Source organism: Micromonospora musae (assembly GCF_003626635.1).
Classification (GTDB): Bacteria; Actinomycetota; Actinomycetes; order Mycobacteriales; family Micromonosporaceae; genus Micromonospora; species Micromonospora musae.
This window is the reverse complement of sequence record NZ_RAZT01000008.1, coordinates 299,246-324,503: the sequence shown is the minus strand read 5'-3', so window position 1 is coordinate 324,503 and position 25,258 is coordinate 299,246. Positions and strand designations below refer to the sequence as shown.

27 protein-coding genes are annotated in these 25,258 nt (G+C 72.6%); 16 read left to right on the top strand and 11 right to left on the bottom strand.

The window, feature by feature from the left end; all coding sequences use genetic code 11:
• The first annotated feature begins 110 nt into the window (after positions 1-110).
• A complete protein-coding gene (gene phoU / locus D7044_RS18055) occupies positions 111-764 on the top strand; it encodes a phosphate signaling complex protein PhoU (RefSeq protein ID WP_120680434.1) in 654 nt (217 codons plus the stop codon).
• Between the two features lie 68 nt (positions 765-832).
• On the opposite strand, the gene D7044_RS18050 is transcribed toward phoU, so the two are convergent.
• Positions 833-1,600, bottom strand: a complete 768-nt coding sequence (locus D7044_RS18050) for a phosphoglyceromutase (RefSeq protein ID WP_120680432.1) — start codon at positions 1,598-1,600, stop codon at positions 833-835.
• 152 nt (positions 1,601-1,752) lie between these two features.
• Here D7044_RS18050 and D7044_RS18045 point away from each other — a divergent pair, with 152 nt between their 5' ends.
• Positions 1,753-3,069, top strand: coding sequence for an MDR family MFS transporter (locus tag D7044_RS18045; RefSeq protein WP_120689593.1), 1,317 nt, complete (start codon positions 1,753-1,755; stop codon positions 3,067-3,069).
• A 138-nt stretch (positions 3,070-3,207) separates the two neighbouring features.
• Positions 3,208-4,539 carry an MFS transporter gene (locus tag D7044_RS18040; protein WP_120689592.1) on the top strand — a complete coding sequence of 444 codons (1,332 nt, stop codon included), beginning with the start codon at positions 3,208-3,210 and terminating at the stop codon, positions 4,537-4,539.
• Between the two features lie 386 nt (positions 4,540-4,925).
• On the opposite strand, the gene D7044_RS33435 is transcribed toward D7044_RS18040, so the two are convergent.
• The 3 genes from D7044_RS33435 to mshA all read right to left on the bottom strand — a co-directional run bounded on the left by D7044_RS33435 (position 4,926) and on the right by mshA (position 8,144).
• Complete coding sequence (locus tag D7044_RS33435; protein WP_325050903.1) at positions 4,926-5,498, bottom strand: hypothetical protein; 573 nt, start codon at positions 5,496-5,498, stop codon at positions 4,926-4,928.
• Positions 5,499-6,182: 684 nt separating this feature from the next.
• On the bottom strand, positions 6,183-6,695 hold the full coding sequence (locus D7044_RS18030; RefSeq protein ID WP_120680666.1) for a type III secretion system chaperone family protein: 513 nt from the start codon (positions 6,693-6,695) through the stop codon (positions 6,183-6,185).
• Between the two features lie 84 nt (positions 6,696-6,779).
• On the bottom strand, positions 6,780-8,144 hold the full coding sequence (gene mshA, locus D7044_RS18025) for a D-inositol-3-phosphate glycosyltransferase (RefSeq protein WP_120689590.1): 1,365 nt from the start codon (positions 8,142-8,144) through the stop codon (positions 6,780-6,782).
• A gap of 190 nt (positions 8,145-8,334) precedes the next feature.
• On the opposite strand from mshA, the gene D7044_RS18020 reads away from it, so the two are divergent.
• Together D7044_RS18020 and D7044_RS18015 are read left to right on the top strand one after the other, a co-directional pair.
• Positions 8,335-9,102, top strand: a complete 768-nt coding sequence (locus tag D7044_RS18020; protein WP_120680664.1) for an SDR family NAD(P)-dependent oxidoreductase — start codon at positions 8,335-8,337, stop codon at positions 9,100-9,102.
• Positions 9,103-9,173: 71 nt separating this feature from the next.
• Complete coding sequence (locus D7044_RS18015; protein WP_120689651.1) at positions 9,174-9,971, top strand: O-methyltransferase; 798 nt, start codon at positions 9,174-9,176, stop codon at positions 9,969-9,971.
• Positions 9,972-9,995: 24 nt separating this feature from the next.
• Here the strand turns inward: D7044_RS18015 and D7044_RS18010 are convergent, their stop codons facing one another.
• Entirely contained in the window at positions 9,996-10,472 is a 477-nt protein-coding gene (locus D7044_RS18010; protein ID WP_120689589.1) for a MarR family winged helix-turn-helix transcriptional regulator, read from the bottom strand.
• A 98-nt stretch (positions 10,473-10,570) separates the two neighbouring features.
• On the opposite strand from D7044_RS18010, the gene D7044_RS18005 reads away from it, so the two are divergent.
• Together D7044_RS18005 and D7044_RS18000 are read left to right on the top strand one after the other, a co-directional pair.
• Entirely contained in the window at positions 10,571-11,131 is a 561-nt protein-coding gene (locus tag D7044_RS18005; RefSeq protein ID WP_120689588.1) for an NADPH-dependent FMN reductase, read from the top strand.
• A gap of 119 nt (positions 11,132-11,250) precedes the next feature.
• A complete protein-coding gene (locus D7044_RS18000) occupies positions 11,251-12,021 on the top strand; it encodes an SDR family NAD(P)-dependent oxidoreductase (RefSeq protein WP_120689587.1) in 771 nt (256 codons plus the stop codon).
• A gap of 55 nt (positions 12,022-12,076) precedes the next feature.
• On the opposite strand, the gene D7044_RS17995 is transcribed toward D7044_RS18000, so the two are convergent.
• The gene (locus D7044_RS17995; protein WP_120680418.1) at positions 12,077-13,168 is read right to left on the bottom strand and encodes a UDP-N-acetylmuramate dehydrogenase; all 1,092 of its coding nucleotides are present in this window, start codon (positions 13,166-13,168) and stop codon (positions 12,077-12,079) included.
• 70 nt (positions 13,169-13,238) lie between these two features.
• Here D7044_RS17995 and D7044_RS17990 point away from each other — a divergent pair, with 70 nt between their 5' ends.
• The 4 genes from D7044_RS17990 (at position 13,239) to D7044_RS17975 (ending at position 16,554) form a co-directional block, all read left to right on the top strand.
• Complete coding sequence (locus tag D7044_RS17990; RefSeq protein ID WP_120689586.1) at positions 13,239-14,000, top strand: maleylpyruvate isomerase family mycothiol-dependent enzyme; 762 nt, start codon at positions 13,239-13,241, stop codon at positions 13,998-14,000.
• A 181-nt stretch (positions 14,001-14,181) separates the two neighbouring features.
• Entirely contained in the window at positions 14,182-15,189 is a 1,008-nt protein-coding gene (locus tag D7044_RS17985) for a LacI family DNA-binding transcriptional regulator (RefSeq protein ID WP_120689650.1), read from the top strand.
• A gap of 71 nt (positions 15,190-15,260) precedes the next feature.
• Positions 15,261-15,656, top strand: coding sequence for a RidA family protein (locus tag D7044_RS17980; protein WP_120680659.1), 396 nt, complete (start codon positions 15,261-15,263; stop codon positions 15,654-15,656).
• Positions 15,649-16,554 (top strand): GNAT family N-acetyltransferase, encoded by a 906-nt coding sequence (locus D7044_RS17975; RefSeq protein ID WP_120689585.1) that lies wholly within the window; start codon positions 15,649-15,651, stop codon positions 16,552-16,554. The genes D7044_RS17980 and D7044_RS17975 overlap by 8 nt, the downstream gene beginning before the upstream one ends.
• On the opposite strand, the gene mca is transcribed toward D7044_RS17975, so the two are convergent.
• The 4 genes from mca to D7044_RS17955 all read right to left on the bottom strand — a co-directional run bounded on the left by mca (position 16,490) and on the right by D7044_RS17955 (position 19,496).
• Positions 16,490-17,401, bottom strand: a complete 912-nt coding sequence (mca, locus tag D7044_RS17970) for a mycothiol conjugate amidase Mca (protein ID WP_199716666.1) — start codon at positions 17,399-17,401, stop codon at positions 16,490-16,492. The genes D7044_RS17975 and mca overlap by 65 nt on opposite strands.
• Positions 17,394-18,020, bottom strand: coding sequence for a TetR/AcrR family transcriptional regulator (locus D7044_RS17965; protein ID WP_233563274.1), 627 nt, complete (start codon positions 18,018-18,020; stop codon positions 17,394-17,396). Before D7044_RS17965 ends, mca begins: the two co-directional genes overlap by 8 nt.
• A gap of 167 nt (positions 18,021-18,187) precedes the next feature.
• The gene (locus D7044_RS17960; protein WP_120689583.1) at positions 18,188-18,703 is read right to left on the bottom strand and encodes an O-acetyl-ADP-ribose deacetylase; all 516 of its coding nucleotides are present in this window, start codon (positions 18,701-18,703) and stop codon (positions 18,188-18,190) included.
• Between the two features lies 1 nt (position 18,704).
• Positions 18,705-19,496: an EI24 domain-containing protein gene (locus D7044_RS17955; RefSeq protein WP_120689582.1), complete on the bottom strand. Its 792-nt coding sequence runs from the start codon at positions 19,494-19,496 to the stop codon at positions 18,705-18,707.
• 158 nt (positions 19,497-19,654) lie between these two features.
• Here D7044_RS17955 and D7044_RS17950 point away from each other — a divergent pair, with 158 nt between their 5' ends.
• The 5 genes from D7044_RS17950 to D7044_RS17930 are packed head-to-tail and all read left to right on the top strand — an operon-like array spanning position 19,655 to position 24,261.
• Entirely contained in the window at positions 19,655-20,563 is a 909-nt protein-coding gene (locus D7044_RS17950) for an ABC transporter ATP-binding protein (protein WP_120689581.1), read from the top strand.
• A complete protein-coding gene (locus tag D7044_RS17945; protein WP_233565022.1) occupies positions 20,560-21,309 on the top strand; it encodes an ABC transporter permease in 750 nt (249 codons plus the stop codon). Before D7044_RS17950 ends, D7044_RS17945 begins: the two co-directional genes overlap by 4 nt.
• Before the next feature lie 11 nt (positions 21,310-21,320).
• On the top strand, positions 21,321-22,592 hold the full coding sequence (locus tag D7044_RS17940; protein WP_233563270.1) for a sensor histidine kinase: 1,272 nt from the start codon (positions 21,321-21,323) through the stop codon (positions 22,590-22,592).
• Positions 22,589-23,230, top strand: a complete 642-nt coding sequence (locus tag D7044_RS17935) for a response regulator (protein WP_120680400.1) — start codon at positions 22,589-22,591, stop codon at positions 23,228-23,230. The genes D7044_RS17940 and D7044_RS17935 overlap by 4 nt, the downstream gene beginning before the upstream one ends.
• Positions 23,231-23,253: 23 nt before the next feature.
• The gene (locus tag D7044_RS17930) at positions 23,254-24,261 is read left to right on the top strand and encodes a helix-turn-helix transcriptional regulator (protein ID WP_120680398.1); all 1,008 of its coding nucleotides are present in this window, start codon (positions 23,254-23,256) and stop codon (positions 24,259-24,261) included.
• On the opposite strand, the gene D7044_RS17925 is transcribed toward D7044_RS17930, so the two are convergent.
• Positions 24,252-25,166, bottom strand: coding sequence for an SDR family oxidoreductase (locus D7044_RS17925; protein WP_120689580.1), 915 nt, complete (start codon positions 25,164-25,166; stop codon positions 24,252-24,254). The two genes, D7044_RS17930 and D7044_RS17925, sit on opposite strands and share 10 nt — an antisense overlap.
• Positions 25,167-25,258: the final 92 nt, after the last annotated feature.

Sequence of the window (25,258 nt, the reverse complement as noted above, 5' to 3'; positions counted from 1 at the left end):
CGTCGTTCACCGTGGTTCATTCCGGGTCCGCCCGTGCGCCCTACCGTGGTCGGCACACCGCTCAATCCTGCGCCGGCTTCGGCCGGCCTCGACCCCCACAGGACGTGACAATGCGCGACGAGTTCCGGGCCGATCTACACCTCGTAAGCCAGTTGTTGGTGGACATGGCCGAGGGAGTCCGGTCCGCCATGCGGCAGGCTACCCGGGCCCTGCTCACCGCCGACCGGCAGGCGGCCGAGACGGTCGTCGAGCGGGACGCCGAGATCGACGGCCTCTACCGGCACGTCGAGGAGCGGGTCAGCGACCTGCTGGCCCGCCAGGCACCGGTCGCCTCCGACCTGCGTGCCATGATCACCGCCCTGCACGTCGCCGCCGACCTGGAGCGGATGGGCGACCTGGCCGAGCACGTGGCGAAGACCGCGCTGCGCCGGCACCCCTCGCCCGCCGTACCGGCCGAGCTGCGCCAGATCTTCACGGACATGGACTCGACCGCCGACCGGATGGCCGGGAAGATCGCCTCGGTGCTGGCCAAGCCCGACGCCGACATCGCCGCCGAGCTCGACCGCGACGACGACGCGATGGACGAGCTGCACAAGGGGCTCTTCGGCGTGGTGCTCGGCGATGACTGGCCGTACGGCGTGGAGACCGCGATCGACGCCACCCTGCTCGGCCGCTACTACGAGCGTTTCGCCGACCACGCGGTGAACGTCGGCGAGCACGTGTTCTACCTGATCACCGGCGAGCAGACCCCGCCCACCGCCTGAGCCGCGAACCTGAGTGGCGAAACGGGCCCCTACCGTGCGGCAGGGGCCCGTTCGCGCGCTGGTCCGGCTCAGCGGCCCTGGTTGGCGACCGCTGCCGCGGCTGCCTTGGCGGCCTCCGGGTCGAGGTACGACCCGCCGAGGACCTGTGGACGCAGGTTCGGGTCCAGGTCGTACCGGAGCGGGATGCCGGTCGGGATGTTGAGCTTGGCGATCGCGTCGTCGGAGATCTGGTCGAGGTGCTTCACCAGCGCGCGCAGCGAGTTCCCGTGCGCGGCCACCAGCACCGTACGGCCGGCCAGGATGTCCGGCACGATCGAGTCGTACCAGTACGGGAGCATCCGCTCCACCACATCCTTGAGGCACTCGGTACGCGGCATCAGCTCGGTGGGCAGCAGCGCGTAGCGGGGGTCGCCGACCTGGGACCACTCGTCGTTGTCGTCGATGGGCGGCGGCGGGGTGTCGTACGAGCGCCGCCAGAGCATGAACTGCTCCTCGCCGTACTCGTCGAGGGTCTGCTTCTTGTTCTTGCCCTGCAGGGCGCCGTAGTGCCGCTCGTTGAGCCGCCACGACCGGCGCACCGCGATCCAGTGCCGGTCGGCGGCGCTCAGCGCCAGCTCCGCGGTGCGGATCGCCCGGCGCAGCACGCTCGTGTGCACCACGTCCGGCAGCAGGTTGTGTTCGCGGAGCAGCTCACCGCCGCGCCGCGCCTCGGTCTCCCCCTTGGCCGTCAGGTCTACGTCCACCCAGCCGGTGAAGAGGTTCTTGGCGTTCCAGTCGCTCTCGCCGTGGCGCAGCAGGACCAGCGTCCCGACGGTGGGGCCCTCACTCGCAGTCATGCGGATCATCCTGCCGCACGTCGCAGGCGGACATGCCGGGACCCGTCGTGACGACCACCACGTGGAAAAGCTGATGACCGGGCCGCCGGGCGGCCACTAGGTTGTAAGGCGTTTGAGTTGGGTCGGTCATTACAAACACGGGGCGGTAGCGGATGCGGACGGTGCGCGGCTGGTTTCAGGACACGGCGGGCGGGCTCCCGGCACGGTTCTGGTACCTCTGGACCGGCACCCTGATCAACCGGCTCGGCTCCTTCGTACTGGTCTTCCTCGCCATCTACCTGACCCAGGAACGCGGCTTCTCGGCCTCCCAGGCCGGCCTGGTCATCGGACTCTGGGGCGTCGGCGGCGCGGTCGGCACCACGATCGGCGGTACGCTCGCCGACCGCTGGGGACGACGGCCCACCCTCTTCACCGCGCAGCTCGGCGGGGCCGTCATGATGCTCGCGCTCGGCCTGGCCCGGCCGCTCTGGGCGGTCGCCCTGGGCGCCCTGCTGCTCGGCGCGTTCGCCGAGGCGGCCCGCCCGGCGTTCGGCGCCATGATGATCGACGTGGTGCCGGAGAAGGACCGGCTGCGGGCCTTCTCGCTCAACTACTGGGCGATCAACCTCGGCTTCGCCAGCGCGGCGGTGCTCGCCGGCTTCGCCGCCCAGGCCGGATACCTGCTGCTGTTCATCATCGATGCGGCGACCACGCTGGTCACCGCGCTGATCATCTTCACCCGGGTCGGCGAGACCCGCCGGGCCCGGCCGGTCAGCAAGGGCGCCGCGGCGCCGACGGGCGCCCTGCGGACCATCCTCGCCGACCGGGTCTTCCTCGGCTTCGTGGCGCTCAACCTCTTCGCCGCGCTGATCTTCCTCCAGCACATCTCGATGCTGCCGATCGCGATGGGCGACTCCGGGCTGAGCCCCGCGACGTACGGCACGGTGATCGCGCTCAACGGCGTACTGATCGTGGTGGGTCAGCTCTTCGTGCCCCGGCTCATCCGGGGTCGGAGCCGGTCGCACGTGCTCGCCCTGGCCGCCCTGGTGACCGGCGTCGGTTTCGGCCTCACCGCGTTCGCCGAAGCCGCCTGGTTCTACGGGCTCACCGTGCTGATCTGGACGCTCGGCGAGATGCTCCAGTCCCCCTCCAACGCGACCCTGATCGCCGAGCTCTCCCCGGGCGAACTGCGCGGCCGATACCAGGGGGTCTTCTCCCTCTCCTGGCAGATCGCCGGTGCCGCCGCCCCGATCCTCGGGGGGCTGATCCGCGAGCACGCCGGCAACAGCACGCTCTGGGTGGGCTGCGCGATCCTCGGCGGGGCGATGGCCGTCGCGCACCTGATCTCCGGCCCGGCCCGGGAGCGGCGGGCCGTCGCGCTGCGCTCCGTCGCGACGCCGACCGAACCGGTCACCGTCATCGAGCCGCCCGCGCCGCAGGCCGCCGAGGCGGCGGCGATCTCCCCCGCCGAGCCGGCCCGCGCGAACTGACCGAGGCGGGCCCGGCCGGTGATCGAGGGCCGGACGCCGGTGGCGTCGTCCGCGCGCCGGGCGCGGGTCGGATCGGTCACCGAGCTTCCGCTACGGTCAGCCAGAAACGGTTAACAAACCGAACTGTCTGGAGGACGGGTGCAACCCCTGCGGCGCTGGTGGAACGAGACCGCAGGCGACCTACCCGCCACCTTCTGGTACCTCTGGGCCGGCATCCTGATCAACCGGGCCGGGGCCTTCGCGATGCTCTTCCTGTCGCTCTACCTCACCGAGGCCAGGGGTGCCAGCGCGGCGCTCGCCGGCCTGGTGGTCGGGGCGTACGGAGCCGGCGGGGCGGTCGGGGTGCTGCTCGGCGGCGTGCTCGCCGACCGCTGGGGGCGGCGCGCGACCCTGCTCACCGCTCATCTGATCACCGCCGGCCTGATGGTGGCCCTCGCCCTGAGCCGGCATCTGCTGCTCATCGCGGTGCTCTCCGCGCTGGTCGGGGTGGTGCACTCGATGCCCAGCCCGGCCTTCGTGGCGGCGATCGTCGACATGGTTCCGGAGCGGCGCCGTTCCCGCGCGTTCAACCTGCAGTTCTGGGTGTTCAACCTGGGCATGGCGGTGGCCTCGCTGCTCGCCGGCGTACTGGCCGAGGCGAGCTTCCTGGCGCTGTTCCTGGTCGACGCGGGGGCGACGCTCGCCACCGCGCTGGTCATCGCGTGGAAGGTGCCCGAGACGCTGAGTCGCCCCGCCCTGACACCGCGGGTCGACCTGCCGGCCGGTACGGCACAGCCCGGTGACCGGCGCCCGGGACTGCTCACGGCGCTCACCGACCGGATCTTCCTGACCTTCGTCGGGCTCACCTTCGTGCTGGCCGTACTGACCATGCAGACGTCGACGATCATGCCGCTGGCGATGCGTGCGGACGGCCTCGAACCGTCGGCGTACGGGCTGGTGGTGGCGCTCGGCGGCGCGCTGATCGTGCTCGGCCAGCTCTTCGTGCCCCGGCTGATCGACCGGCGTCGCAAGGCCGTGGTCCTCGCGGTCTCCACCGGGCTGATGGCGATCGGCTTCGGGGCGCTGACCTTCGCCGACCAACTGGCGTTCTATCTGGGCGCCGCCGTCGTCTGGACGGTCGGCTCGATGCTCGCGGCCCCACCAAACGCTCAGATCAACGCCGACCTGGCCCCGCCCGAGCTGCGCGCCCGCTACCAGTCGGTCTTCTACCTGACCTTCCCCGCCGCGTCGTTCGTCGCGCCGACGCTGGGCGGGGTGAGCCTGCAGTACCTGGGCTCCGCCCACTGGCTCGTCGTGGGTGGACTCGGCCTGCTCGCCGCGGTCGGTCACCTGCTCGCGGGGCCGCCGCGGGAACGTCGCGTCGCCGCGCTGGTCCGCAGTACGGGGTCCGGGCGGAGCGTGGTGCCGGCGGCAGAGCCGGCGCCGGCCGGCGGGGCGGAGCCGACGGACGAGCGGATCCGGATCGCCTGAACGTCACAGGTGACGCAGGAGACGCAGAGTGCCCACCACGCCCTCTGGCAGCGGTGGGCACTCGCGCACTGGTGGGGCCGGCGGCGGCGGGCAACACTCACCCCCGTAAGCGTCGCCCGCTCGCGCCGCCGGTCCAAACAGGTGGGCACCGTCCCCCAACGGTTGATCCACCCGTCCCCTCGCGCCTCGCCTGGTGCGCGGATCTGATCGATCCGCCGCTCCCCCGAACGTTTCCAAGCGTGGCGCGGCGCAATAAAGCTAATTCGCCCGGATTACGGTTTCAACCCAAACTGGCTGTTCCGCCGGTCACAGCGCGCAGTCGTCGCTGCTCCGGGCCACGTTCTCTGGCAACAGCGCATACCCGTCGGGCATTCCCGCAAACCGGGTCACCCGTCCTCACGGTCCGGCGACTCGGTACGGAAGAAGTTGCTCTGCCGGCCGTCGCGCATCTGCTCCTGGTAGATCAGGTTCAGCCGCCGCAGGTCGAACGTGTGGAACCAGTCATCCCAGGTGATCTCACGGATCCGGCTGCTCTCCCGGTAACCCGGAATGTTGAACGTGAGCACCGACACCCGGTCCGCCCGCTCGGTACCCGCGATGGTGGCGGGTTTCGCCCCGCGCTCCCGGGCCCAGCGCATGATCACCTCGTGGTTGCTGGTCACCAGGCTGCGCCCCGGACGCTCCGGCCGGTCCGCCAGTGACGAGATGACCTGCGAGGAACGCGCCGAACGAGAGGTGCTGCGTCCGGTACGGAGCCCGCCGCCCGTCGCCTTCGCGGCCGTACCGGGCCGGCTGGTGCTCTTGCGGGCCGGCGCGGCCTTCCGGGCGGCAGTGCTCTTGCGGGCCGGCGCGGTCTTCCGGGCGACGGCGGTCTTGCGGGCCGGCGCGGCCTTCTTCCCGGGCGCGGTCTTCCGGGCCGTAACCGATCGGCGGGTGGCGGCGGCCTTCGTGGCAGCCACCGTCTTGCGTGCCGGCGCAGCCCGCTTCGCCGCCGTCGTCTTCTTCGCCGTGGTCTTCTTGGCCGCCGTCTTCTTCGCCGCCGTCTTCTTGGCCGCCGCCGTCGTCTTCTTCGCGGCGGTGGTCCGCTTGGCGGCCGTCGTCTTCTTCGCCGCCGTCGTCTTCTTGGCGGCCGTCGTCCGCTTCGCGGCGGCCTTCTTCACGGCGGCCTTCTTCGCCGGCGCGCTCTTGTTCGCGGGTACCGCCCGGGCGCGGCCGGAGGCCGCCTTGGCCGCCCGCCCGGCGGCCGCCTTCTTCGTGGCCGAGGCCCGCCCCGCGGCGCGGGTTCCGGTGGCCCGGCCGGCCGGCCCGGTGGCCTTGCGTGCGGCCCCGCCGCCACGACCGCCCGCGCGCATCGCCCTCGCCAGCTCCTTCACCAGCTCCGGCTTGCGCAGGGCGCTGATGCCCGAGACGCCGTACTTGCGGAGCCGACCGCGGAGGTCGTCCACCCGCATCCGGGAGATCTCCGACTCGGAGATCATTGGTGTGTTCGGGCTCTGGTTCCCCGCCCGCTGCCTGGTCCTGGTCGCAGTCCCGCCGCGACCCGAGCTGTTCCGCTGAGCCATGAGACGCTCACGCTCCTCGACAGATGGTCCTCGGCGCGCGGCGTGTCCCAACGTGCCGCACCGCGCGGTGCGGCATACCCGTCAGGACGGGTCCGAACCTCCGGACGGCTCGAAGAGGTGAGCGAAGGCGGCAAGGTTCGCGGTGGATTCGCCGCGCTTGACCCGCCACTCCCATTCCCGCCGGATCGAGCTGCCGAAGCCGATCTCCAGCATGGTGTCGAAGGACTCGTCGGCGTAGGTCAGCACCGCCCCGAGCAGTCGGTCCAGCTCCTCGGCGTCGACGCCGGCCGGGTTGACCCGCCCCGTCAGGTAGACGTCACCGACCGCGTCGACGGAGAAGGAGACGCCGTACATCCGGGCGTTGCGCTGGAGCAGCCACGCCCACAGCTCCTCGCGCCGCTCGTCGGGCTGGCGCATCACGAACGCCTCGATCCGGAGCGCGTGCTCGCCGACGATCAGGTTGCAGACCGTCTTGAGCTTGTGGGTGCCGGGCAGGGTCACCGCGTACGAGTGCGGGCCGGTCGGCTCCCAGGCCAGCTCCCGCTCGTCACAGACCGACTCGATCAGGGCCGCGAGGTCGCTCTTCCCGTTCACCGGACCCACTCTACGGTCGCGCCGGTCACCCCACCCGTCGCCGGCGGGCCGCCCGACCGACGCCGACCGGGCCCCCGCACGGGCTCACCAGGAGCAGGAGAGGGCCGCGTCGCCGGCGAGCTGCGCGGTGAGGCGTGCCCGGTGCGCGGCGACCGCCTCGCCGTAGACGTCGAGCAGTTCGGCGACCGTACGGTCCCAGGAGAAGCGACGGGCCTGCCGCACGGCGCCGCGCGCGAGGCTCCGCCGCAGCACCCGGTCGGGCAGCAGCCGGGCGAGCGCGCGGGCCCAGTCGACCGGGTCGTGTCCGTCGATGAGCACACCGCTGACGTGGTCGCGGACGGCGGTCACCAGACCACCCACCGCGGCGGCCAGCACCGGCGTACCGCACGCCTGGGCCTCCAGGGCGACCAGGCCGAAGGACTCGTTGTGCGAGGGCACCGCGACGAGGTCGGCCGCCCGGTAGAGGGTGGGCAGGTCGTCACCGGTCTGCGGCGGCAGGAAGTGGATCCGGTCGGCGACGCCGAGCGAGGCGGCCAGCTCCATCAGGGCGGCCGGGCGGTCCAACCCGCTGCCGCTCGGGCCGCCGCAGATCACCACGGTCATCTGCTCGGCGAGCGCGGGATCCCGCTCGCGCAGCGCGGCGGCGGCGCGTACCAGCACGTCCGGTGCCTTCAACGGCTGGATCCGGCCGACGAACGCCACCAGGTATCCGCGGGTGGGCAGGCCCAGCCGGCGTCGGGCCGTGACGGTCAACTCGTCCGGGTCCCCGGCGATGGGGCGGAACCGGTTCAGGTCCACGCCGGGCTGCACGACCGCGACCCGGTCCGGAACGGCCGCGTACCGCTCGATCAGGTCGTGGGCCTCACCGCGGGTGTTCGCCACCAGGCGGTCGGCCTCGGCGACCACCTGCTCCTCGCCGATCACCCGCGCCTTCGGTTCCGGGCGGTCGCCCGCCGCGAGCTGCGCGTTCTTGACCTTCGCGAGGGTGTGCGCGGTGTGCACCAGCGGTACGCCCCAACGCTCCTTGGCCAGCCAGCCGACCTGCCCGGAGAGCCAGTAGTGCGAGTGGATCAGGTCGTAGTGGCCCGGGGGGCGGGCGGCCTCGGCGCGGAGCACTCCGGCGGTGAACGCGCAGAGCTGGCCGGGCAGCTCCTCCTTGGTGAGCCCTTCCAGCGGCCCGGCGGTGACGTGCCGGACCGTCACGCCCGGCGCCATCTCGACCACCGGAGGCAGGTCACCGGAGGTGGCCCGGGTGAAGATCTCCACCTCGACGTCCGCCTCGGCCAGCCGGCGGGCGACCTCCAGGATGTAGACGTTCATGCCGCCGGCGTCGCCGGTGCCCGGCTGGTGCATCGGCGAGGTGTGCACCGAGAGGGTGGCGATGCGCCGGGGCCGCGGCCACGGCTGAGTCCCTCGTTGACGACCGACGCCGGTGTGCAGTTCCGCCACGTCCGCTCCCCTGCTCACGGTTGATGCCGTCTCGCACTACCGGCGCTTGGGACAACCCGTACGCCGGATGTCATCTTCCCGATCGAGCCACGGAAATGCGCACGGGCGGTCGGTCGGCGTGACGGACCTCATGGTGAGCCACGACACGTGCGGGCCCACGGCCGACCCCGGCGAAGGTGACAATGGCCGGATGAGCTCTGTCGCCATCGTCACCGGAGCATCGAGTGGGATCGGCGCGGCCACCTCCCGCCGGCTCGCCGCCGAGGGTTTCCACGTGCTCGCCGCGGCCCGGCGCAGCGATCGGCTGGCCGGGTTGGTCGCCGAGATCGAGGCTGCCGGCGGCCGGGCGACGGCGGTCGCCTGTGACGTCACGTCGGACGAGTCGGTGGCCGCCCTGGCCGAGGCGGCCGGGGCCGCGCCGGGGCCGGTCACCCTGCTGGTGAACAACGCCGGCGGCGCGCGCGGCCTGGACCCGGTGGAGTCCGGGTCGGTCGAGGACTGGCAGTGGATGTACGACGTCAACGTGCTCGGTACGCTCCGCGTCACCCAGGCGCTGCTGCCGGCGCTGGAGGCGTCCGGCGCCGGAACCATCGTGGTCGTCTCCTCGACGGCGGGGCTCGGGGTCTACGAGGGCGGCGGAGGCTACACCGCGGCCAAGCACGCGCAGACGGCGATCGCCGGCACGCTGCGGCTGGAGCTCAACGGCCGACCGGTACGGGTCATCGAGATCGACCCGGGAATGGTGCGGACGGAGGAGTTCAGCCTGGTTCGCTTCGACGGTGACGCGGAGCGGGCCGCGGCCGTCTACGCCGGGGTTCCCGAACCGCTGGTGGCCGAGGACGTGGCGGACTGCGTGGCGTGGTGCGCCACCCGCCCGCACCATGTCAATGTGGACCGGCTGGTGGTTCGCCCGTTGGCTCAGGCCGCGCAGCACAAGGTGCACCGCGTCGGCCAGTGAGGGGCGAAGAGTGAGCCGGGTCGGCGAGCCCCGCGGTGGCGGGCGGGCGTGACGCGGCGCCGGTCGTGGCGATGACGGTGCCCGGGCGGCGCCGGCCGTACGGCGTGATCACCCGGGGGACGACCAACCCGAACCGGCTGCGCCGGGTGGACAACTGGATCGTGGCCACCTGTGGTGACCTGCTGCGCGACGCGGCCGATCCGCTGGTGGTGGACCTCGGCTACGGCGCGAGCCCGATCACCGCTGTGGAGCTGCGCTCCCGGCTGGCGGCCGGGGTGCGACCCGACGTGCGGCTGGTCGGCTTGGAGATCGACCCGGAGCGGGTGGCCGCCGCCGCGCCGGCCGCCGATCCGCCGGGGCTCACCTTCGCCCGGGGCGGGTTCGAGCTGGCCGGTCTGCGTCCGGTGCTGGTTCGCGCGCTCAACGTGCTGCGTCAGTACGACGAGAGCGAGGTGCCCGGCGCGTGGCGGACGATGACCGCTGCGCTGGCACCGGGTGGGCTGCTGGTCGAGGGGACCTGCGACGAGTTGGGCCGGCTGGGCGGCTGGCTGCTGGTCGACGCCGACGGCCCGCGCTCACTGACCCTGGCCGCGCGGCTCTCCACCCTGGAGACCCCCGCCGAGCTGGCCGAGCGGCTGCCGAAGGCGCTGATCCACCGCAACGTGCCGGGTGAGCGGGTGCACGACCTGATCCGGGCGCTCGACGACGCCTGGCGGGCCGCCGCCGGCTACGCCCCGTACGGCCCGCGGCAGCGCTGGCTGCACGCGGTCCAGTCGGTGCGGGACGGGGGTTGGCCGCTGCTCGACCGCCCCGCACGTTGGCGTCTCGGGGAGCTGACGGTGCCCTGGTCCGCGGTCGCCCCGGCCTAGCCGGCGGCCATTCCGACGACCTACTCAGCTGGCGATCTTCTGCATCGCCGCGGCGAGCTGCTTGAGGTCCAGGCCGGCGAGATGGTCGATGAAGTGCCGGCGCGTGGCGGCGAGGTTGGTGGGCCAGGCCTGCTCCAGCCGGGCGAAGCCGGCGTCGGTGAGGACGGCGTTCCACCCGCGGGCGTCCTGCTCGCAGCGGACCCGCTGGACGAACCCCTGGGCCTCCAGCCGCTGCACGACCCGGGTCATGCCGCTGAGGGAGAGCTCGCAGATGGTGGCGAGCTCGCTCATCCGCAGTTGCCGGTCGGCGGCCTCGGAGAGGTGCATGAGAGTGAGGTACTCGATGAGCGGGAGCCCCTGCTCACGGAGCATGTCGGCGTCGATGGCGCGGGGCAGCGAGTAGATCACCCGGTTCAGGGCGCGCACGACGGCCTCTTCGTCCGGACTGAGCGGTAGAAGCTCCTCCGGGGCGTTTGACGGCTTCGGTGTGACGCTGGACATCCCTCCATGCTACTTGCTTGACGAAGCAATCGCCCGCCGTATAGTTGCTTCGTCAAGCAAGGACTCCACTCGGGGTCCCGTACGAGGAGGAGACCGCGATGACCAGGATCGGAATCATCATCGGCAGCACCCGCCCGGGTCGGGTCGGCGAGCCCGTGGCGCGCTGGGTTTACGAGATCGCCAAGCAGCGCACCGATGTCGAGTTCGAGCTCGTCGACCTGCTCGACTACAAGCTGCCGCACCTGGACGAGATCTACCCGCCGGCGATGGACCAGTACCAGCAGCCGCACACGCTGGAGTGGGCGAACAAGATCGCTTCGTTCGACGGGTTCATCATCGTGACGCCGGAGTACAACCACTCGACGTCCGGCGCCCTGAAGAACGCGATCGACTTCCTCTACAAGGAGTGGAACAACAAGGCCGTCGGCTTCGTCAGCTACGGCTCGGTCGGTGGCGCCCGCGCGGTCGAGCACCTGCGGCTGATCGCCGGTGAGCTGCAGCTCGCCGACGTCCGTTCCCAGGTCGCGCTCTCGCTCTTCACCGACTTCGAGAACTTCAGCGTCTTCAAGCCCAACGACTTCCAGCGCGACGCGCTGAACACGACCCTCGACCAGGTCGTGGCCTGGAGCCAGGCTCTCGCGCCGCTGCGCGCCAAGTAGTCGACGGCCGGGAAAGAGTTCTCTGCACCATCGCGGTACGGGCGTGGCCGGCGAGCCGGCGACGCCCGTACTTCGCTCTTCCGAGGAACTGAACGACGACGAGTGAAGGGAGCAGGCCGATGCGCGGGCTCAAGGACAAGGTGGCCGTCGTCGCCGGTGCGGCGCCCGGCAACATCGGCGGCGCGACGGCGATCCGTCTCGCCGAGGAAGGCATGCTGGTCGTCGCGGCGGATCTGAACGAGGCCGCCGCGCAGGCCGTCGTCGACGGCATCAACGGCTCGGACGGACGGGCCGTGGCGCGGGGCTTCGACATCAGCGACGAGGACTCGTACCGAGGTCTGATCGAATTCGCCGTCGAGCGGTTCGGTGGCCTGCACGGCCTCTTCAACGTGGCCGCGGACCTCTCGCCGCGAACCCTGGCACGGGACACCGACGTGACCTCGGTACCGGTCGACGTCTGGCGACACACCATCGACGTCACCCTGACCGGCTACATGTACGGCGTCCGGCACGCCCTGCCGATCATGATCGAGCAGGGCACCGGCTCCATCGTCAACACGATGTCGAGCGCGGTGTGGCTGGGCGAGACCGAGCGGGTCGCGTACCAGGCCGCCAAGAGTGGCCTGATCGGGCTCACCCGGCACACCGCGAGCCTCGGCGGCCGGCATGGCGTCCGGGCCAACCTCGTCTCACCCGGCGTGATCCTCACCGGGGCCGCGCTCGACACCACCACCGAGGAGTGGCGCGAGCAGATCCTCGCGACCGTACGCTCGCCGCGGCTGGGCAAGCCGGAGGACCTCGCCGCGATGGTGGCCTTCCTCTTCTCCGACGACGGCGCCTACGTCAACGGTCAGTCGCTGCTCGTCGACGGCGGCGCCAACTTCACCTGATCCCAGCGGCACGCGTGCCCGCCCAGGCACGCGTCCTCGCGCTCAGGGGCGAGGGTCAGATCGTGCAGTTGATCAGGACCGGCTCGGGGTGGAGGGTGACGCCGAAGCGGCTGTGGACGCCGTCGCGGATCTCGCGGGCCAGCGCGACCAGGTCGGCGGTGCTGGCCTGGCCGCTGCGGTTGGTCAGCGCCAGGGTGTGCTTGCTGGAGATGGCGACCCCGCCCGGCCCCGGGTGCCCCTTGCCGAATCCGGCCTTGTCGATCAGCCAGGCCGCGCTCAACTTGACCATGTCACCCGGGCAGGGCCACGAGGGCGCCTCGCCCAGATCCGCCGCCCCCTCGCGGAACAGCTCGTACGCCGCCCGGTCCAGCACCGGGTTGGTGAAGAACGAGCCGACGGAGCGGGTGTCGGGGTCGGCCGCGTCCAGCACCATGCCCTTGCCGGCCCGCAGGCGCAGCACCGTCGCGCGGGCGTCGGCCAGCGGCACCCGGTCCCCCACCTCGACGCCGAGCGCGCGGGCCAGCTCGGCGTAGCGCACCGGACCCGACAGCGGCGAGCGGGCGAGCCGGAAGTCGACCGAGAGCACCAGCCACCGGTCGCTGTACTTGAAGATGCTGGACCGGTACGCGAAGCCGCAGTCGGCGGCGTCGATCCGGCCGACGGTGCCGTTCGCCCGGTCGTACGCCTCGACCCCGGTGATCGTCTCGGCGACCTCCTGGCCGTACGCGCCCACGTTCTGGATCGGCGTGGCCCCCGTGGAGCCGGGGACCCCGGAGAGGCACTCCAGGCCCGACCACCCGTTGGCGACGGTCGCGGCGACCAGCTCGTCCCACGGCTCGCCGGCCTCCACCCGTACGGTCACCGTTTCGGCGTCCTCGGCGACCACCTTCAGCCCCCTGGAGCGGACGAGCACCACCGTGCCGGGGAAGCCCGCGTCCCCGATCACGACGTTGCTGCCGCCCGCGAGGAGCAGCACCGGCTCGTCCCGGATGCCGGCCTCGCGTACCGCTCGTACGATCTCCTCGGCGCTGTTGCCCGGCACGATCCGGCCGGCCGATCCGCCCATGCGCAGCGTGGTGTAGCTGGCCAGGGCTTTCACGTCGGTCGCGTCGACTCCGGTTGTCGGCTGGGCGTAGACGTCTGACACACCCTTCACCCTAGGCTGAGGGGTAGCCACGGCACCCACTGGTAGCCGGGTCACCCCCGGGAGGATGGCGATGAGCAGACTGCATGGCACGAAGGACTTCTGGATCGGTGCGCTCCGGGTGGAGGGCCCGGCCTTCGCCGCGGCGGTGGCCGAGGCACCGCCGGAGACACCCGTGCTCTCCTGCCCCGGTTGGACCGTCGCCGACCTGACCCTGCACCTCGGTGGCTTCTACCACTGGGTCTCCTCGTTCGCAGGCTCCGGAGTCACGGGTGCCCCGGCGGAGCGTCCGGAGCGGGGCGAGCCCGGCCCGGGAGTCACGCCGCTGCAGTACTGGCAGCAGGGGTACGACAAGTTGATGGCCGTCTTCGAGGGGCTGGATCCGGAGGCGTCGGCGTGGAACTGGGCGCCGCAGCCGAAGAGGGCCGGTTTCTGGCCGCGCCGGGCGGCGCACGAGACGGCGGTGCACCGCTGGGACGCCCAGCTCGCCATCGCCGCCGGTGAGCCGGTCGAGGCGAAGCTCGCGGCCGACGGGGTCAGCGAGGTGCTGGACACCTGGCTGCCGGCGGGCAGGCGCCGGACTTCCGGGCAGTGGCACGGTGTGGTGCAGCTGGTCGCGGCGGACGCGGCGCAGCAGTGGTACCTGCGGTTGCGGGGTGAGGGCGTGGCGCTGCTGGACACCGACACGATCCTCGACCACGACGAGCACCACGCGCGGGCGCTGGTCAGCGGCACCGCCAGCGATCTGCTGCTCGCCCTCTGGGGCCGGGTGAGCTTCGACACCCTGGACGTGACAGGCGACCGCGGTCTGCTGGAGGGGCTGCGGGTCAGCTGATCTTCGGAGAGCGCTCTCTTGACATGTGGCGTGGCACACACCACCCTGTCCGAGGGCGCTCTCCCAGATCAATTCCGACCACCGTTCCGCCCGACCTGGGAAGGTCCGACGAACCACCGGGATCACGGAAGGTGCGGTCGAGCGTGACGGAGTTCGGTGCGACGGCGCCGCGGTGGCGGCGATGAGGACGGCAGGGCGGCCGACGCTGGAGGCGGTGGCGCGGCGCGCCGGCGTCTCCCGGGCAACCGTCTCCCGCGTGGTGAACGGCTCCACCACCGTCGCCGAGGAGATCCGGGAAGCGGTCCACCGGGCGGTGGCCGAGCTGGGTTACGTGCCGAATCTCGCCGCCCGGAGCCTCGTCACCCAGCGGACCGACTCCATCGCGCTGGTCATGCCCGAGGACGCGAACCGGGTCTTCTCCGACGACCAGTTCTTCCCCGGCATCATTCGCGGAGTCAGCCAGGAGCTGGAGGCGGCCGACAAGCAGCTGGTCCTGATGCTCGCCGGCTCACCGGCCGGCCGGGAACGCGTCGCCCGGTACACCACCGGACGGCACGTCGACGGCGTGCTCTTCGCCTCGCTGCACGCGGCCGACCCGCTGCCCGCGCTGCTGGCTCAGCTCGGCATCCCGGTCGTCTGCAACGGCCGGCCGCTCGACGGCGCCGGGCTGCCCTACGTGGACGTCGACCACGTGGGCGGGGTGAGCCGCGCGGTCGACCATCTCATCGGCACCGGCAGGCGACGGATCGCCACCATCGCCGGGCCCTCGGACATGGTGGCCGGCATCGAGCGACTCGCCGGATACCGGCAGACGGTCGCCGCCGCCGGGCTCTCGGCGCGGGTCGCGGTCGGCGACTTCACCCGGGAATCGGGCGCGGCGGCGATGCGCGACCTGCTCGCCCAGCACCCCGACCTGGACGCGGTCTTCGTCGCGTCCGACCTGATGGCCCAGGCCGCGCTCCGTACGCTGCGCGAGGCGGGCCGCCGGGTGCCGGACGACGTCGCCGTGATCGGCTTCGACGACACCGAGACCGCCGCGTACACCGAGCCGCCGCTGACCACCGTCCGGCAGCCGATCCAGGAGATCGGACGCCAGATGACCCGGCAACTGCTCCGGCTCGCGGCCGGGGGGAGCATCGAGCCGGCCCTGGTGCTCCCCACCGAGCTGATCCTGCGCGACTCCGCCTGAACGGCACCGTTAATGAGTCGTGGGTCGGAGAGCCCGCCGGTAGCCTCGCGCGGGTGACCGCACCCGTACGCCTGATCTCCGCCCCGGGCCTCTCCGACGTCGCCGAGTACGCCTACGCGGCCACTGTCGAACCGCCGGCCCGGCTGGTCTTCACCGCCGGCGCCTGCCCGCTCGACAGCGAGGGTCGCACGGTCGCGCCGGGCGACCACGCCGCGCAGGCCCGCCAGGTCGTGCGCAACCTGGAGTCCGCGCTGGCAGCTGCCGGCGCCCGCCTCACCGACGTGGTCAAGACGACCGTCTACGTGGCGTCGTCCCGGCGGGAGGATCTGGTCACCGTCTGGGAGGTGGTCCGGGACGCCTTCGGCGATCACGACCCGCCGAGCACCCTGCTCGGAGTGGCGATGCTCGGCTACGCCGAGCAGCTGGTCGAGGTCGAGGCGGTAGCGGCGGTGCGTCACGATGGCTGACTTCCGAATCCGGCGGGCCAACCCCGACGACGCGCCCGCCGTGGTCGCGCTCCGGGCGCTCGTCTACCCGTACCTGGTGCGCGGCGAGGCCTCCACCCGGAAGATGATCGCCGAACCGCCCGCCGACGAGGAGTGGACGGCCTTCGTCGCCGAGGTCGACGACCGGGTGGTGGGCTGGGTCTCGGCGTACCGGAACATCCGGACCTCCGAGGCCGACTTCGGCGAGGCCTCCCTGCTGCACACGCACCCCGAGCACCGTCGCCGGGGCGTCGGCACGGCCCTTCTGGACGCGGCGCTGGGACACCTCCGCGTGCTCGGCGTCCGCCGGCTCCGCACCTGGGCGCTGACGGAGGCGCTCCCCTTCGCCCGCCGGCACGGCTTCACACCGAGCCGGGAGATGCGCTACTCAGCGCTCGACCTGCGCCCGGCGCCGCCGATGCCGGTGGCTCCCCCGGACGTACGGCTGCTGCCCTTCGCCGAACTGGACCCGCACCGGTTGTACCGCGCCGAGTCCGCGACCGCAGCAGACGAGCCGGGCGACGTACCCTCCGACACGATCAGCTACGAGACCTGGCAGCACGACGTCTGGCAGAACCTCGGCCTGGACAAGGCAGCCAGCACGGCCGCCGAGTCCGACGGTGAGCTGGTGGCGTTCAGCGTGGTCAAGCGGGACGGCGACCGGATGTGGTCGGACTACACCGCCACGCTGCCGAGCCACCGCGGACGTGGCCTGGCCCGCCTGGTCAAGCAGGCGGCCCTGCACCGGGCCGCCGCCGGCGGGGTGCGCGCCGCGTACACCTCGAACGACGAGGCGAACGCGCCGATGCTGGCGATCAACGCCCGGCTCGGCTACCGGCCGGTGGCCGCCCAGTGGTCCTGCCTGCGCGAGCTGGCCTGAGGCCGGCGAAGAGGTCGTCCTCGGGCAGGCTCACCCGTATCCGCGCCTCGGCGAGTTCGTAGTCCTCGGTCGGCCGGACCCGCCGCTCGATCTCCCGCGAGTGGGCGAAGAAGGGATGGTCCGGGTCGACCTGTGTGGCGTGCGCCCGCAGCGCCCGGTCCCGGGTGGCGAAGTGGTCGGCGCAGGCGACCCGGGTGGTGACACGAGGCTCCGGCAGGTCCTCGGGCAGCTCCCGCAGCACCTCGTCCATCGCCGAGGGCAGGCCGGCGGCCTGGGTGGCGTCGTGCAACGCCTGGAACCACGCTCGGCTGAACGAGGCCAGGTAGTAGAGCTTCGAGACGGCCCAGGCCGGGCCCGCCTCCGGCTGCGCAGACGGGTCGGCGGCGGCGTCGAAGGCGTACCGGGCGACGAGGTGGGCCATCACGTGGTCGGGGTGCGGGTAACCGCCGCTCGGGTCGTAGGTCACCAGGACCTGGGGCCGGAACTCGCGGACCGTCGCGATCAGCGGGGCCGCGGCCTCGGCGACCGTGAGCCGGGCGAATGCGTCGGCGGGCAGGTCGGCGCCGTCGGCCGGCAGCCCGGAGTCGACGAAGCCTAGGAACCGCTGTCGTACGCCGAGGATCGCCGCCGCGTGGGCCATCTCCTCCCGGCGGACGCGGCCCAGCTCGGCTCGCACCTCCGGCCGGTCCAGGGCAGGGTTGAGCACATCGCCCCGCTCGCCCCCGGTGCAGGTCACCACCAGTACGTCGGCCCCCTCGGTCGCGTACCGGGCCAGGGTGGCGGCGCCCTTGCTGGACTCGTCGTCCGGGTGGGCGTGCACGGCCATCAGTCGCAAGGGCTCAGACATCACATCTCTCTCCCGTGGCGAGCAGGTCGAAGGCACGCGCCCCGGCCTGGTCGAGGGCTTCGGCGACCTGCTCCTCGTCGTGCCCGGCCCGGACCAGCCGGAACGCCTCACCGAAGAGCACCCGGTACGCCCCGGCGAGCTGCGCCGCGACCAGCCGCGCCGTCAGGTCGTCCCCGTCCGTCGACGCCTCGACGGCGAGTTGCGCGGCGAGCGCCCGTTCGCGCAGTTCGAAGAGCTCGCGCAGGCGGGCGGCGAGCGCGGGGCTCTCCTGCACGAGGCGCACGAAAGGGGCACCCGCGAAGCCGACCAGCGCCTCACGCCGGGCCACCGCCTCGGCGTAGCGCCGGCGCAGCGAGTCCCGCACCGGTTCCCCGGCGGGCCGGTCGGCGGCGGTGCGGGCCAGCAGCGCGACGAACTCGTCGGCGATGTCGAGGACCAGATCCTCCTTGCGCGGGAAGTAGTTCGTCACCGTCATCTTCGCCACGCCGGCCGCGCCCGCGATCTCCGCGATCGTCACCTGGTCGTAGCCGCGCTCAAGGAACAGCCGGGTCGCCACGTCCGAGATGGACTGCCGAGTCTGCTGCTTCTTGCGCTCCCGAAGGCCGCCGTCGGTACCCACGCCGGCGAGCATACATGGGTCGGACCCAAAAATAGGATTGTCCTAGGAGCTGGCCCGGGCCTACCCTCGTGACCGCCGAAGGGAGGACAGCATGAACCTGCGTATCACCCGGTGACACGTGATCTCGGCCCGTCCCGCACCGCCCCTGGTGCGGGGCGGAGCCGGGTTCAGCCCGGCGCGGCGACCTGCTCTGCGGTGGCGTACGTGCCCGCGTCGAAGAGCACCAGCCGGGCCTCGGTCACCCGCTCCGGGGTGGCCGCGCGCAGCACGGTCAGCGCCAGGCGCACGGCGTCCTCCACGGGCCAGCGGTAGACGCCCGAGGAGATCAGCGGATAGGCGACAGTGGCCGCGCCCAGCTCGTCGGCGACGGCGAGGCTGTTGCGGTAGCAATCCCGCAGCAGCGCCGAGCGCTCCTCGCTCGCCGACCAGACCGGACCCGCGGTGTGGATCACCCAGCGGGCCGGCAGCCGGCCGGCCGTGGTGGCGACCGCCTGGCCTGTGGGCAGACCCCGGCCGTACCGGGACGCCCGCAGCGCCCGGCACTCCGCCAGGATCTCCGGCCCGCCCCTGCGGTGGATGGCGCCGTCGACACCCCCGCCGCCGAGCAGGGACGAGTTCGCGGCGTTGACGATCGCGTCGACCCGCTGGGCGGTGATGTCGCCCTGGAGCAGGGTTAGCTCCATGTCAGCCCTCCTTCGTGGACTGACCCAGCGAACGCCGGGCCAGCAGGGTGGCGCCCGCCACGGCGGCCGGCATGACGAGGATCGCGCCGAGTGGAATCAGGAAACAGACGAAGACCGCGACCCCGAAGCCGAGCGCGGTGGGCCGGTCCGCCTTCAGCAGCGCCCGCCGCTCCGGCAGCCGCATGCCGCGCCGGTAGAACGGCGCGCCGACCAGCTCGACGGCGAGGAACCAGCCACCGATCGCAGCCCCGACGACCGGAACCACGGTCTGCCCGACCAGCGGAATGAAACCGGCGACGAAGAGCGGGACGCCGACGAGGGCGGAGAGCGCCATCAGGCGTAGCGAGTCGGCGAGGCTGCGGCGCAGCGACGACCAGAACGGCACGTCCACCGCACCCGGCGTGCCGCCGAGCCGGTTCTCCACCCGCTCGGAGATCGCCTCGTAGAAGGGGTCGCCGATGACGAGGGTGACCGCGGTGAAGGTGACCACGCCGAGCAGGCCACCGACCCCGAGGATCGCCAGCCCGGCGACCACCCGCGACAGGTTGCGCAGGACCGTCGACCAGTCGTCGGCGAACGGGGTGATCAGCGCGGCGAGGTCGTCGACGAACCAGACGAGGGCGGCGAACGCGGCGAGGTAGAGCACGCCGGAGATCAGTGCCGGCACGATGCCGAGCAGCATCAGCTTCGGGCTGCGTACGTAGAGGCCGATGCCGCGCAGCAGCAGCCCCGCTCCGGAGAGGAAGCGGCTGGCGGGCCCGGTCACCGGACGGGCGATGCTGATCACGTCCACGACCGCAGAGCCTAACCGGCCATCGGCGCATCCACCGGTTGATGGATATCAGGGCTCCACCGGCCTCGTCCTCGGCGAGCGCCGGCTGGTCGATGCGCCGAAGCCTCCCGAACACCACCCTCGACGGTAGGGATGAACGACGGCGGAAGGGCGGGGGCATGCCGGTCATCGAGGTGACCAATCTGCACAAGCGGTACGGCGACGTGGTGGCCGTGGACGACGTCTCCTTCACGGTCGAGGCCGGAGAGATCTTCGGCGTGCTCGGCCCGAACGGCGCCGGCAAGACCACCACGGTGGAGTGCGTGGCCGGCCTCCGGGTGCCGGACGGGGGCGAGGTGTCGGTGCTCGGGCTCGACCCTCGCCGGGACACGGCCGCGCTGCGCGAGCGGGTCGGGGTGCAGCTCCAGGAGAGCCAGCTGCCCGACCGGCTACAGGTCGCCGAGGCGCTGGAGCTCTTCGCGTCGTTCTACCGGCGGCCCGCCGATCCGGCCCGGCTCATCGAGGAGCTGGGGCTCGGCGAGAAGCGGAACACCCCGTACAAGAAGCTGTCGGGCGGGCAGAAGCAGCGGTTGTCGATCGCGCTGGCGCTGGTCGGCAACCCGGAGATCACCATCCTGGACGAGCTGACCACCGGCCTGGACCCGCAGGCCCGCCGCGTGACGTGGGAGCTGATCGAGCGGATCCGGGACCGCGGTGTGACGATCATCCTGGTCACCCACTTCATGGCGGAGGCGGAGCGGCTCTGCGACCGGCTCGCGGTGATCGACCGGGGCCGGGTGGTCGCGGTGGACAGCCCCGCCGGTCTGGTACGCCGGGTGGCGCCGACCCAGCGGGTACGGTTCCGGCCCAGCGCCGAAGTGGACGACCGGCTCTTCACCGACCTGCCCGAGGTCACCGCGGTGGAACGTACCGGTGGTCAGCTGGTGGTCAGCGGCTCCGGCGACGTGCTGCACGCCGTCGCCTCCGTGCTCGCCCGCCACCAGATCGTCGCCGCCGATCTCCGGCTCGAACAGTCCACCCTCGACGACGCGTTCGTCGAGTTGACCGGGCGGCGGATCACCGAGTGAAGGGGAACGACATGCGCGGCTTCGGGCAACTCCTCAGGATCGAGACGCGGCTGTACCTGCGGGACATCGCCACGGTGGTGACCACCGTCGGGCTGCCGACGCTGGTGCTCGTGGTGCTCGGGCTGATTCCCGCGCTCCGCAGACCGGACCCGACCTTCGACGGGCAGACGTTCGTCTCGTACTTCGCCCCCTCGCTGCTGGTGGTGACGCTCGCGGTGGCCGGGCTGAACGTGCTGCCCACCATGCTCGCCACCTACCGGGAGCGGGGGGTGCTGCGCCGGCTCGCCACCACCCCCGCCAGCCCGGCCGCCCTGCTCGCCGCCCAACTGGTGATCACCCTGGCGGCGATCGTGGCCAGCGCCGTCCTGCTGGTGGTCGTCGGCCGGTTGGCGTTCGGCGTACCGCTGCCCCGTCATCCGCTGGGCTTCACGGTCGCCTTCGTGCTGGGTACGGCGGCGCTGCTCGCGCTGGGTCTGCTGGTCGCGGCGGTCGCCCGGACCGCCAAGGTGGCGCAGGCGCTGATGGCGCCGCTCTTCCTGCTGATCATGTTCTTCGGCGGGGTCTACCTGCCCCGGTTCCTGCTGCCGGACTTCCTCGTCCGGGTCGGTGACTACACGCCCCCCGGCGTGCAGGCGCTGCTCGACAGCTGGACCGGCACCCCACCCCGGCCGCTGCACCTGGTGATAATGGCGGTGGTCGCGGTACTGGCGGGAGCGGGCGCGGCCAAGCTGTTCCGCTGGGAGTGAGCGGAGAGACGATGACCAGCAGCGCCGAGCAGGTCGACCGGCTGGCCACCTGGGAGGCTCGGGAGGCCGTCCTCTACCGGGTGCTGCCCTTCGTCGGCTTGGGCGTCGGGATGCTGATCACCACCTTCGCCCCGGCGCCCCGCGGCATCTCGGTCGCCCCCGATCTGGTGGTCGCCCTGGTGACCGCCGCCTGGATCGGATGGTTCGTCAACCTGCACCCGGCCTGGGCGGGACGCCCCAGGCTGATGGCGGTGTACTACGCGGGGCTGCTCGGGCTCGCCGCCCTCCTGGTGCTCTCCAGCCCCTGGTACGCCTTCTTCGCCTGGATCGGGTTCGCGCACGCGTTCCTCGTGCTCGACGGTCGGTGGCGAATGGCCGGGGTGGTCTTCACCTCCGTGCTGATCGCCACCGCGCAGAGCGGTGGCCCGCCGACCTCGCTGTCGCACTGGCTGCTCTGGGCGGTGCTGGTGCTCTTCAACGCGGGCCTCGCCGGCGGGGTGACCTGGTTCAGCATGGTCGCCGACCGGCAGAACGCCAACCGCAAACGGCTCGTCGAGGAGCTGGCCGAGACGAACCGCCGGTTGGCCGAGACGATGCGGGAGAACGAGGGTCTGCACGCCCAGCTGCTCGCCCAGGCCCGCGAGGCCGGGGTGATCGACGAGCGGCAGCGGATGGCCCGGGAGATCCACGACACGCTCGCCCAGGGCCTCACCGGCATCATCACCCAGCTGGAGGCCGCCGGGCAGGCCCGTGACCGGCGGGCCGACTGGCGACGGCACGTCGACAACGCCGTCGGCCTGGCCAGGGAGAGCCTGAGCGAGGCGCGGCGCTCGGTGCAGGCGGTCCGTCCCGAGGCGTTGGAGTCCGCCCGGCTGCCGGACGCGCTCAGCGAGCTGACCCGGCGCTGGTCGGCGATCAACGAGACCCGCGCCGAGGTGAGTGTCACCGGCGACGCTCACCCCCTGCACCCGGAGGTCGAGGTGACGCTGCTGCGGGCGGCCCAGGAGGCGCTGGCGAACGTCGCGCGGCACGCCAAGGCCACCCGGGTCGGGCTGACGCTGTCGTACATGGAGGACGTGGTCACCCTGGACGTCCGGGACGACGGGATCGGCTTCGACCCGGACGTGCGACAGGTGCCCCGGCAGGCGGACGGCGGCTACGGCCTCACGGCGATGCGGCAGCGGGTGACCGGCGTGGGCGGCGAGCTGACGATCGAGTCCGAGCCGGGCGGCGGCACCGCCGTCTCGGCTTCCGTGCCCGCGCTCCCCGGAGGTGCAGGTTGACCGCACCGGTACGGCTGCTCATCGTCGACGACCACCCGGTGGTGCGGGACGGCCTACGCGGCATGTTCACCGGCGACCCGGGCTTCGAGGTGGTCGGCGAGGCCGGCGACGGCGCCGAGGCGTTGGCGCTGGCCGCCAACCTGATCCCGGACGTGGTGCTGATGGACCTGCGGATGCCCGGGATGGACGGGGTGACGGCGATCGGCCGGCTGGCCCGCTCCGGCAGCACCGTCAAGGTCCTGGTGCTGACCACGTACGACACGGACGCCGACGTGCTGCCGGCGATCGAGGCCGGCGCCACGGGGTACCTGCTCAAGGACGCGCCCCGGGACGAACTGGTCCGCGCCGTGCGCGCGGCGGCCCGGGGCGAGTCGGTGCTCTCGCCCAGCGTGGCGGGCCGGCTGATGGGACGGCTACGCGCCCCGGCCCAGGAGCCGCTCAGCCAGCGCGAGCTGGAGGTGCTCACCCTGGTCGCCCGCGGCACGTCCAACCGGGAGGCCGCGGCCCAGCTCTTCATCAGCGAGGCGACGGTCAAGACCCACCTGCTGCACGTCTACGCCAAGCTCGGGGTCAACGACCGGGCGGCGGCCGTCGCCGTCGCGTACGACCGGGGCCTGCTCACCCCCGGCGGGCGGTGAGGCCGCCGGGGCAGGATGGACGGGTGCGCGCGTCCCGGCTGATCTCCCTGGTGCTGCTCCTGCAGGCGCGGGAGACGATGACCGCGGCCGAGCTGGCCGAGGAGCTGGAGGTCTCCGAGCGGACCGTCTACCGGGACGTGTTGGCGCTCTCGGCGGCCGGGGTGCCGGTCTACGCCGACCGCGGCCGGGCCGGCGGCTACCGCCTGCTCGGCGGCTACCGGACCCGGCTGACCGGGCTCACCCGGGACGAGGCGGAGGCGCTCTTCCTCGCCGGGCTGCGTGGGCCGGCCGGCGACATGGGGCTCGCCGACGCGGTCGCCTCCGCCGAGCTGAAGCTGCTCGCCGCGCTCCCGCCGAGCCTGCGCGACGCGCCCGCCCGCACCGGGCAGCGGTTCCACCTGGACGTGCCGGGCTGGTTCCGGGAGGCCGGTCCGCCGCCGTGGCTCACCGAGCTGGCCGGCGCGGTGTGGCAGGAGCGCACGGTACGGCTGCGTTATCGCCGCGGTGACCGGGAGGTCTCCCGGGAGCTGGCCCCGTACGGTCTGGTGCTCAAGAGCGGTACCTGGTATCTGGTCGGCCGGGTCGACGGCCACCATCGGACGTACCGGGTGGACCGGGTCACCGACGTCGAGGTCGGCGCGGAGACGTTCGACCGGGACGAGGGCTTCGACCTGGCCGGGTACTGGCGGGAGCAGGCCGAGGCGTTCCTGCGGAGCATGCTCCGGGTCGAGGTCACGCTGCGGTTGAGCGCCGCCGGTCTGCGCCGGCTCCGTCACCTCGTCGACGCCCCCTTCGTGTACGACGAGGCCGTCGCCGCCGCCGACGGCCCCGACGGGCAGGGCCGGGTCGTGCTGCGGCTGCCCGTCGAGTCCGTCGAGGTGGCGCACGCCCAACTGCTCACGCTCGGCCCCGAGGTGGAGGTGCTCGAACCGTCGGAGCTGCGCACCCTGATGGTCGCCGCCGCCGAGCGGATGAGCCGGCTCTACGCCGACCCGAACCCGCCGCCGCCGAGTGCGGACGGTCAGCGGTAGCCGGTGACGTCGGCCGGCCGGCCGACGTCGACCACCTCACTGATGTAGCGGAACGCGTCCGGTCGGCTGCCGTCGACGTCGGTGAAGCCGTACACCTGGGACAGCTCCCCGGCTGAGACGGAGCGGCCACTCCAGCGGGCCCGCTCCTCGTCGGCGGCGAGGGCGGCCACCGCGCGACCGACGAAGGCCGGCGTCTCCGAGATGAGGAAGTGCGGGTCCTTGGCCGCCCCGTCGCGCCAGTTCTCCTCGGTCACCCCGAAGTGCTCCAGCATCGCCTCCGAGCGGATCCAGCCCGGGGTTAGCGCGACAGCGGTGCCGCCGTGCGGCTTCAGCTCGTGCGACCAGGCGAAGGCGAGCCGGTTCACCGAGACCTTCGCCAGGTCGTAGAAGACCGAGAGCCGGTAGTTGTCGTCGTTGTACGCCTTCGTTCCGTCGCCCATCTCGACCACCAGTCCGCCGGGCCGGCGGATCAGCAGCGGCAGCACGAAGTGGCTGGTGATGACGTGGGTGTCGACGGCGAGCCGCAGCGTACGCAGGCCCGCGTCGAGCGGCTGCTTCCAGACCGGCTCGTGCCAGGTGACGAGCGGGTCGGCGCCCCAGATGTCGTTGACCAGCACGTCGAGGCGGCCCTGCTCGGCGTCGATCCGCGCGGCCAGGTCGCGGACCTGCTCGGGGACCAGGTGGTCGACCACGACGGCGTGGCCCTCGCCGCCGGCGGCGGTGACCAGTTCGGCGGTCTCCTCGATCGTCTCCGGACGGTCCAGCTCCGATCGGCCGGCCCGGCTGCTGCGGCCGGTGGCGTAGACGGTGGCCCCGGCCGCGCCGAGCTGGACGGCGATCTGCCGGCCGGCGCCCCGGGTCGCCCCGGCCACGAGCGCGATCTTCCCTGTCAGCGGTTTCGTCATACCAGCGAGACTGCCAGCGATACCTGACAGCCGAAGTCCGGTTTTCCGAACGGATGTCGGGCGACCGGCCCGCAGCGGCGACCCGACCGTCG

Coding starts and splice junctions, on each gene's coding strand:
- phoU (WP_120680434.1), top strand. CDS start 111: ATGCGCGACGAGTTCCGGGCCGATCTACACCTCGTAAGCCAGTTGTTG.
- D7044_RS18050 (WP_120680432.1), bottom strand. CDS start 1,600: ATGACTGCGAGTGAGGGCCCCACCGTCGGGACGCTGGTCCTGCTGCGC.
- D7044_RS18045 (WP_120689593.1), top strand. CDS start 1,753: ATGCGGACGGTGCGCGGCTGGTTTCAGGACACGGCGGGCGGGCTCCCG.
- D7044_RS18020 (WP_120680664.1), top strand. CDS start 8,335: ATGAGCTCTGTCGCCATCGTCACCGGAGCATCGAGTGGGATCGGCGCG.
- D7044_RS18015 (WP_120689651.1), top strand. CDS start 9,174: ATGACGGTGCCCGGGCGGCGCCGGCCGTACGGCGTGATCACCCGGGGG.
- D7044_RS18010 (WP_120689589.1), bottom strand. CDS start 10,472: ATGTCCAGCGTCACACCGAAGCCGTCAAACGCCCCGGAGGAGCTTCTA.
- D7044_RS18005 (WP_120689588.1), top strand. CDS start 10,571: ATGACCAGGATCGGAATCATCATCGGCAGCACCCGCCCGGGTCGGGTC.
- D7044_RS18000 (WP_120689587.1), top strand. CDS start 11,251: ATGCGCGGGCTCAAGGACAAGGTGGCCGTCGTCGCCGGTGCGGCGCCC.
- D7044_RS17990 (WP_120689586.1), top strand. CDS start 13,239: ATGAGCAGACTGCATGGCACGAAGGACTTCTGGATCGGTGCGCTCCGG.
- D7044_RS17985 (WP_120689650.1), top strand. CDS start 14,182: ATGAGGACGGCAGGGCGGCCGACGCTGGAGGCGGTGGCGCGGCGCGCC.
- D7044_RS17975 (WP_120689585.1), top strand. CDS start 15,649: ATGGCTGACTTCCGAATCCGGCGGGCCAACCCCGACGACGCGCCCGCC.
- mca (WP_199716666.1), bottom strand. CDS start 17,401: ATGTCTGAGCCCTTGCGACTGATGGCCGTGCACGCCCACCCGGACGAC.
- D7044_RS17960 (WP_120689583.1), bottom strand. CDS start 18,703: ATGGAGCTAACCCTGCTCCAGGGCGACATCACCGCCCAGCGGGTCGAC.
- D7044_RS17950 (WP_120689581.1), top strand. CDS start 19,655: ATGCCGGTCATCGAGGTGACCAATCTGCACAAGCGGTACGGCGACGTG.
- D7044_RS17940 (WP_233563270.1), top strand. CDS start 21,321: ATGACCAGCAGCGCCGAGCAGGTCGACCGGCTGGCCACCTGGGAGGCT.
- D7044_RS17925 (WP_120689580.1), bottom strand. CDS start 25,166: ATGACGAAACCGCTGACAGGGAAGATCGCGCTCGTGGCCGGGGCGACC.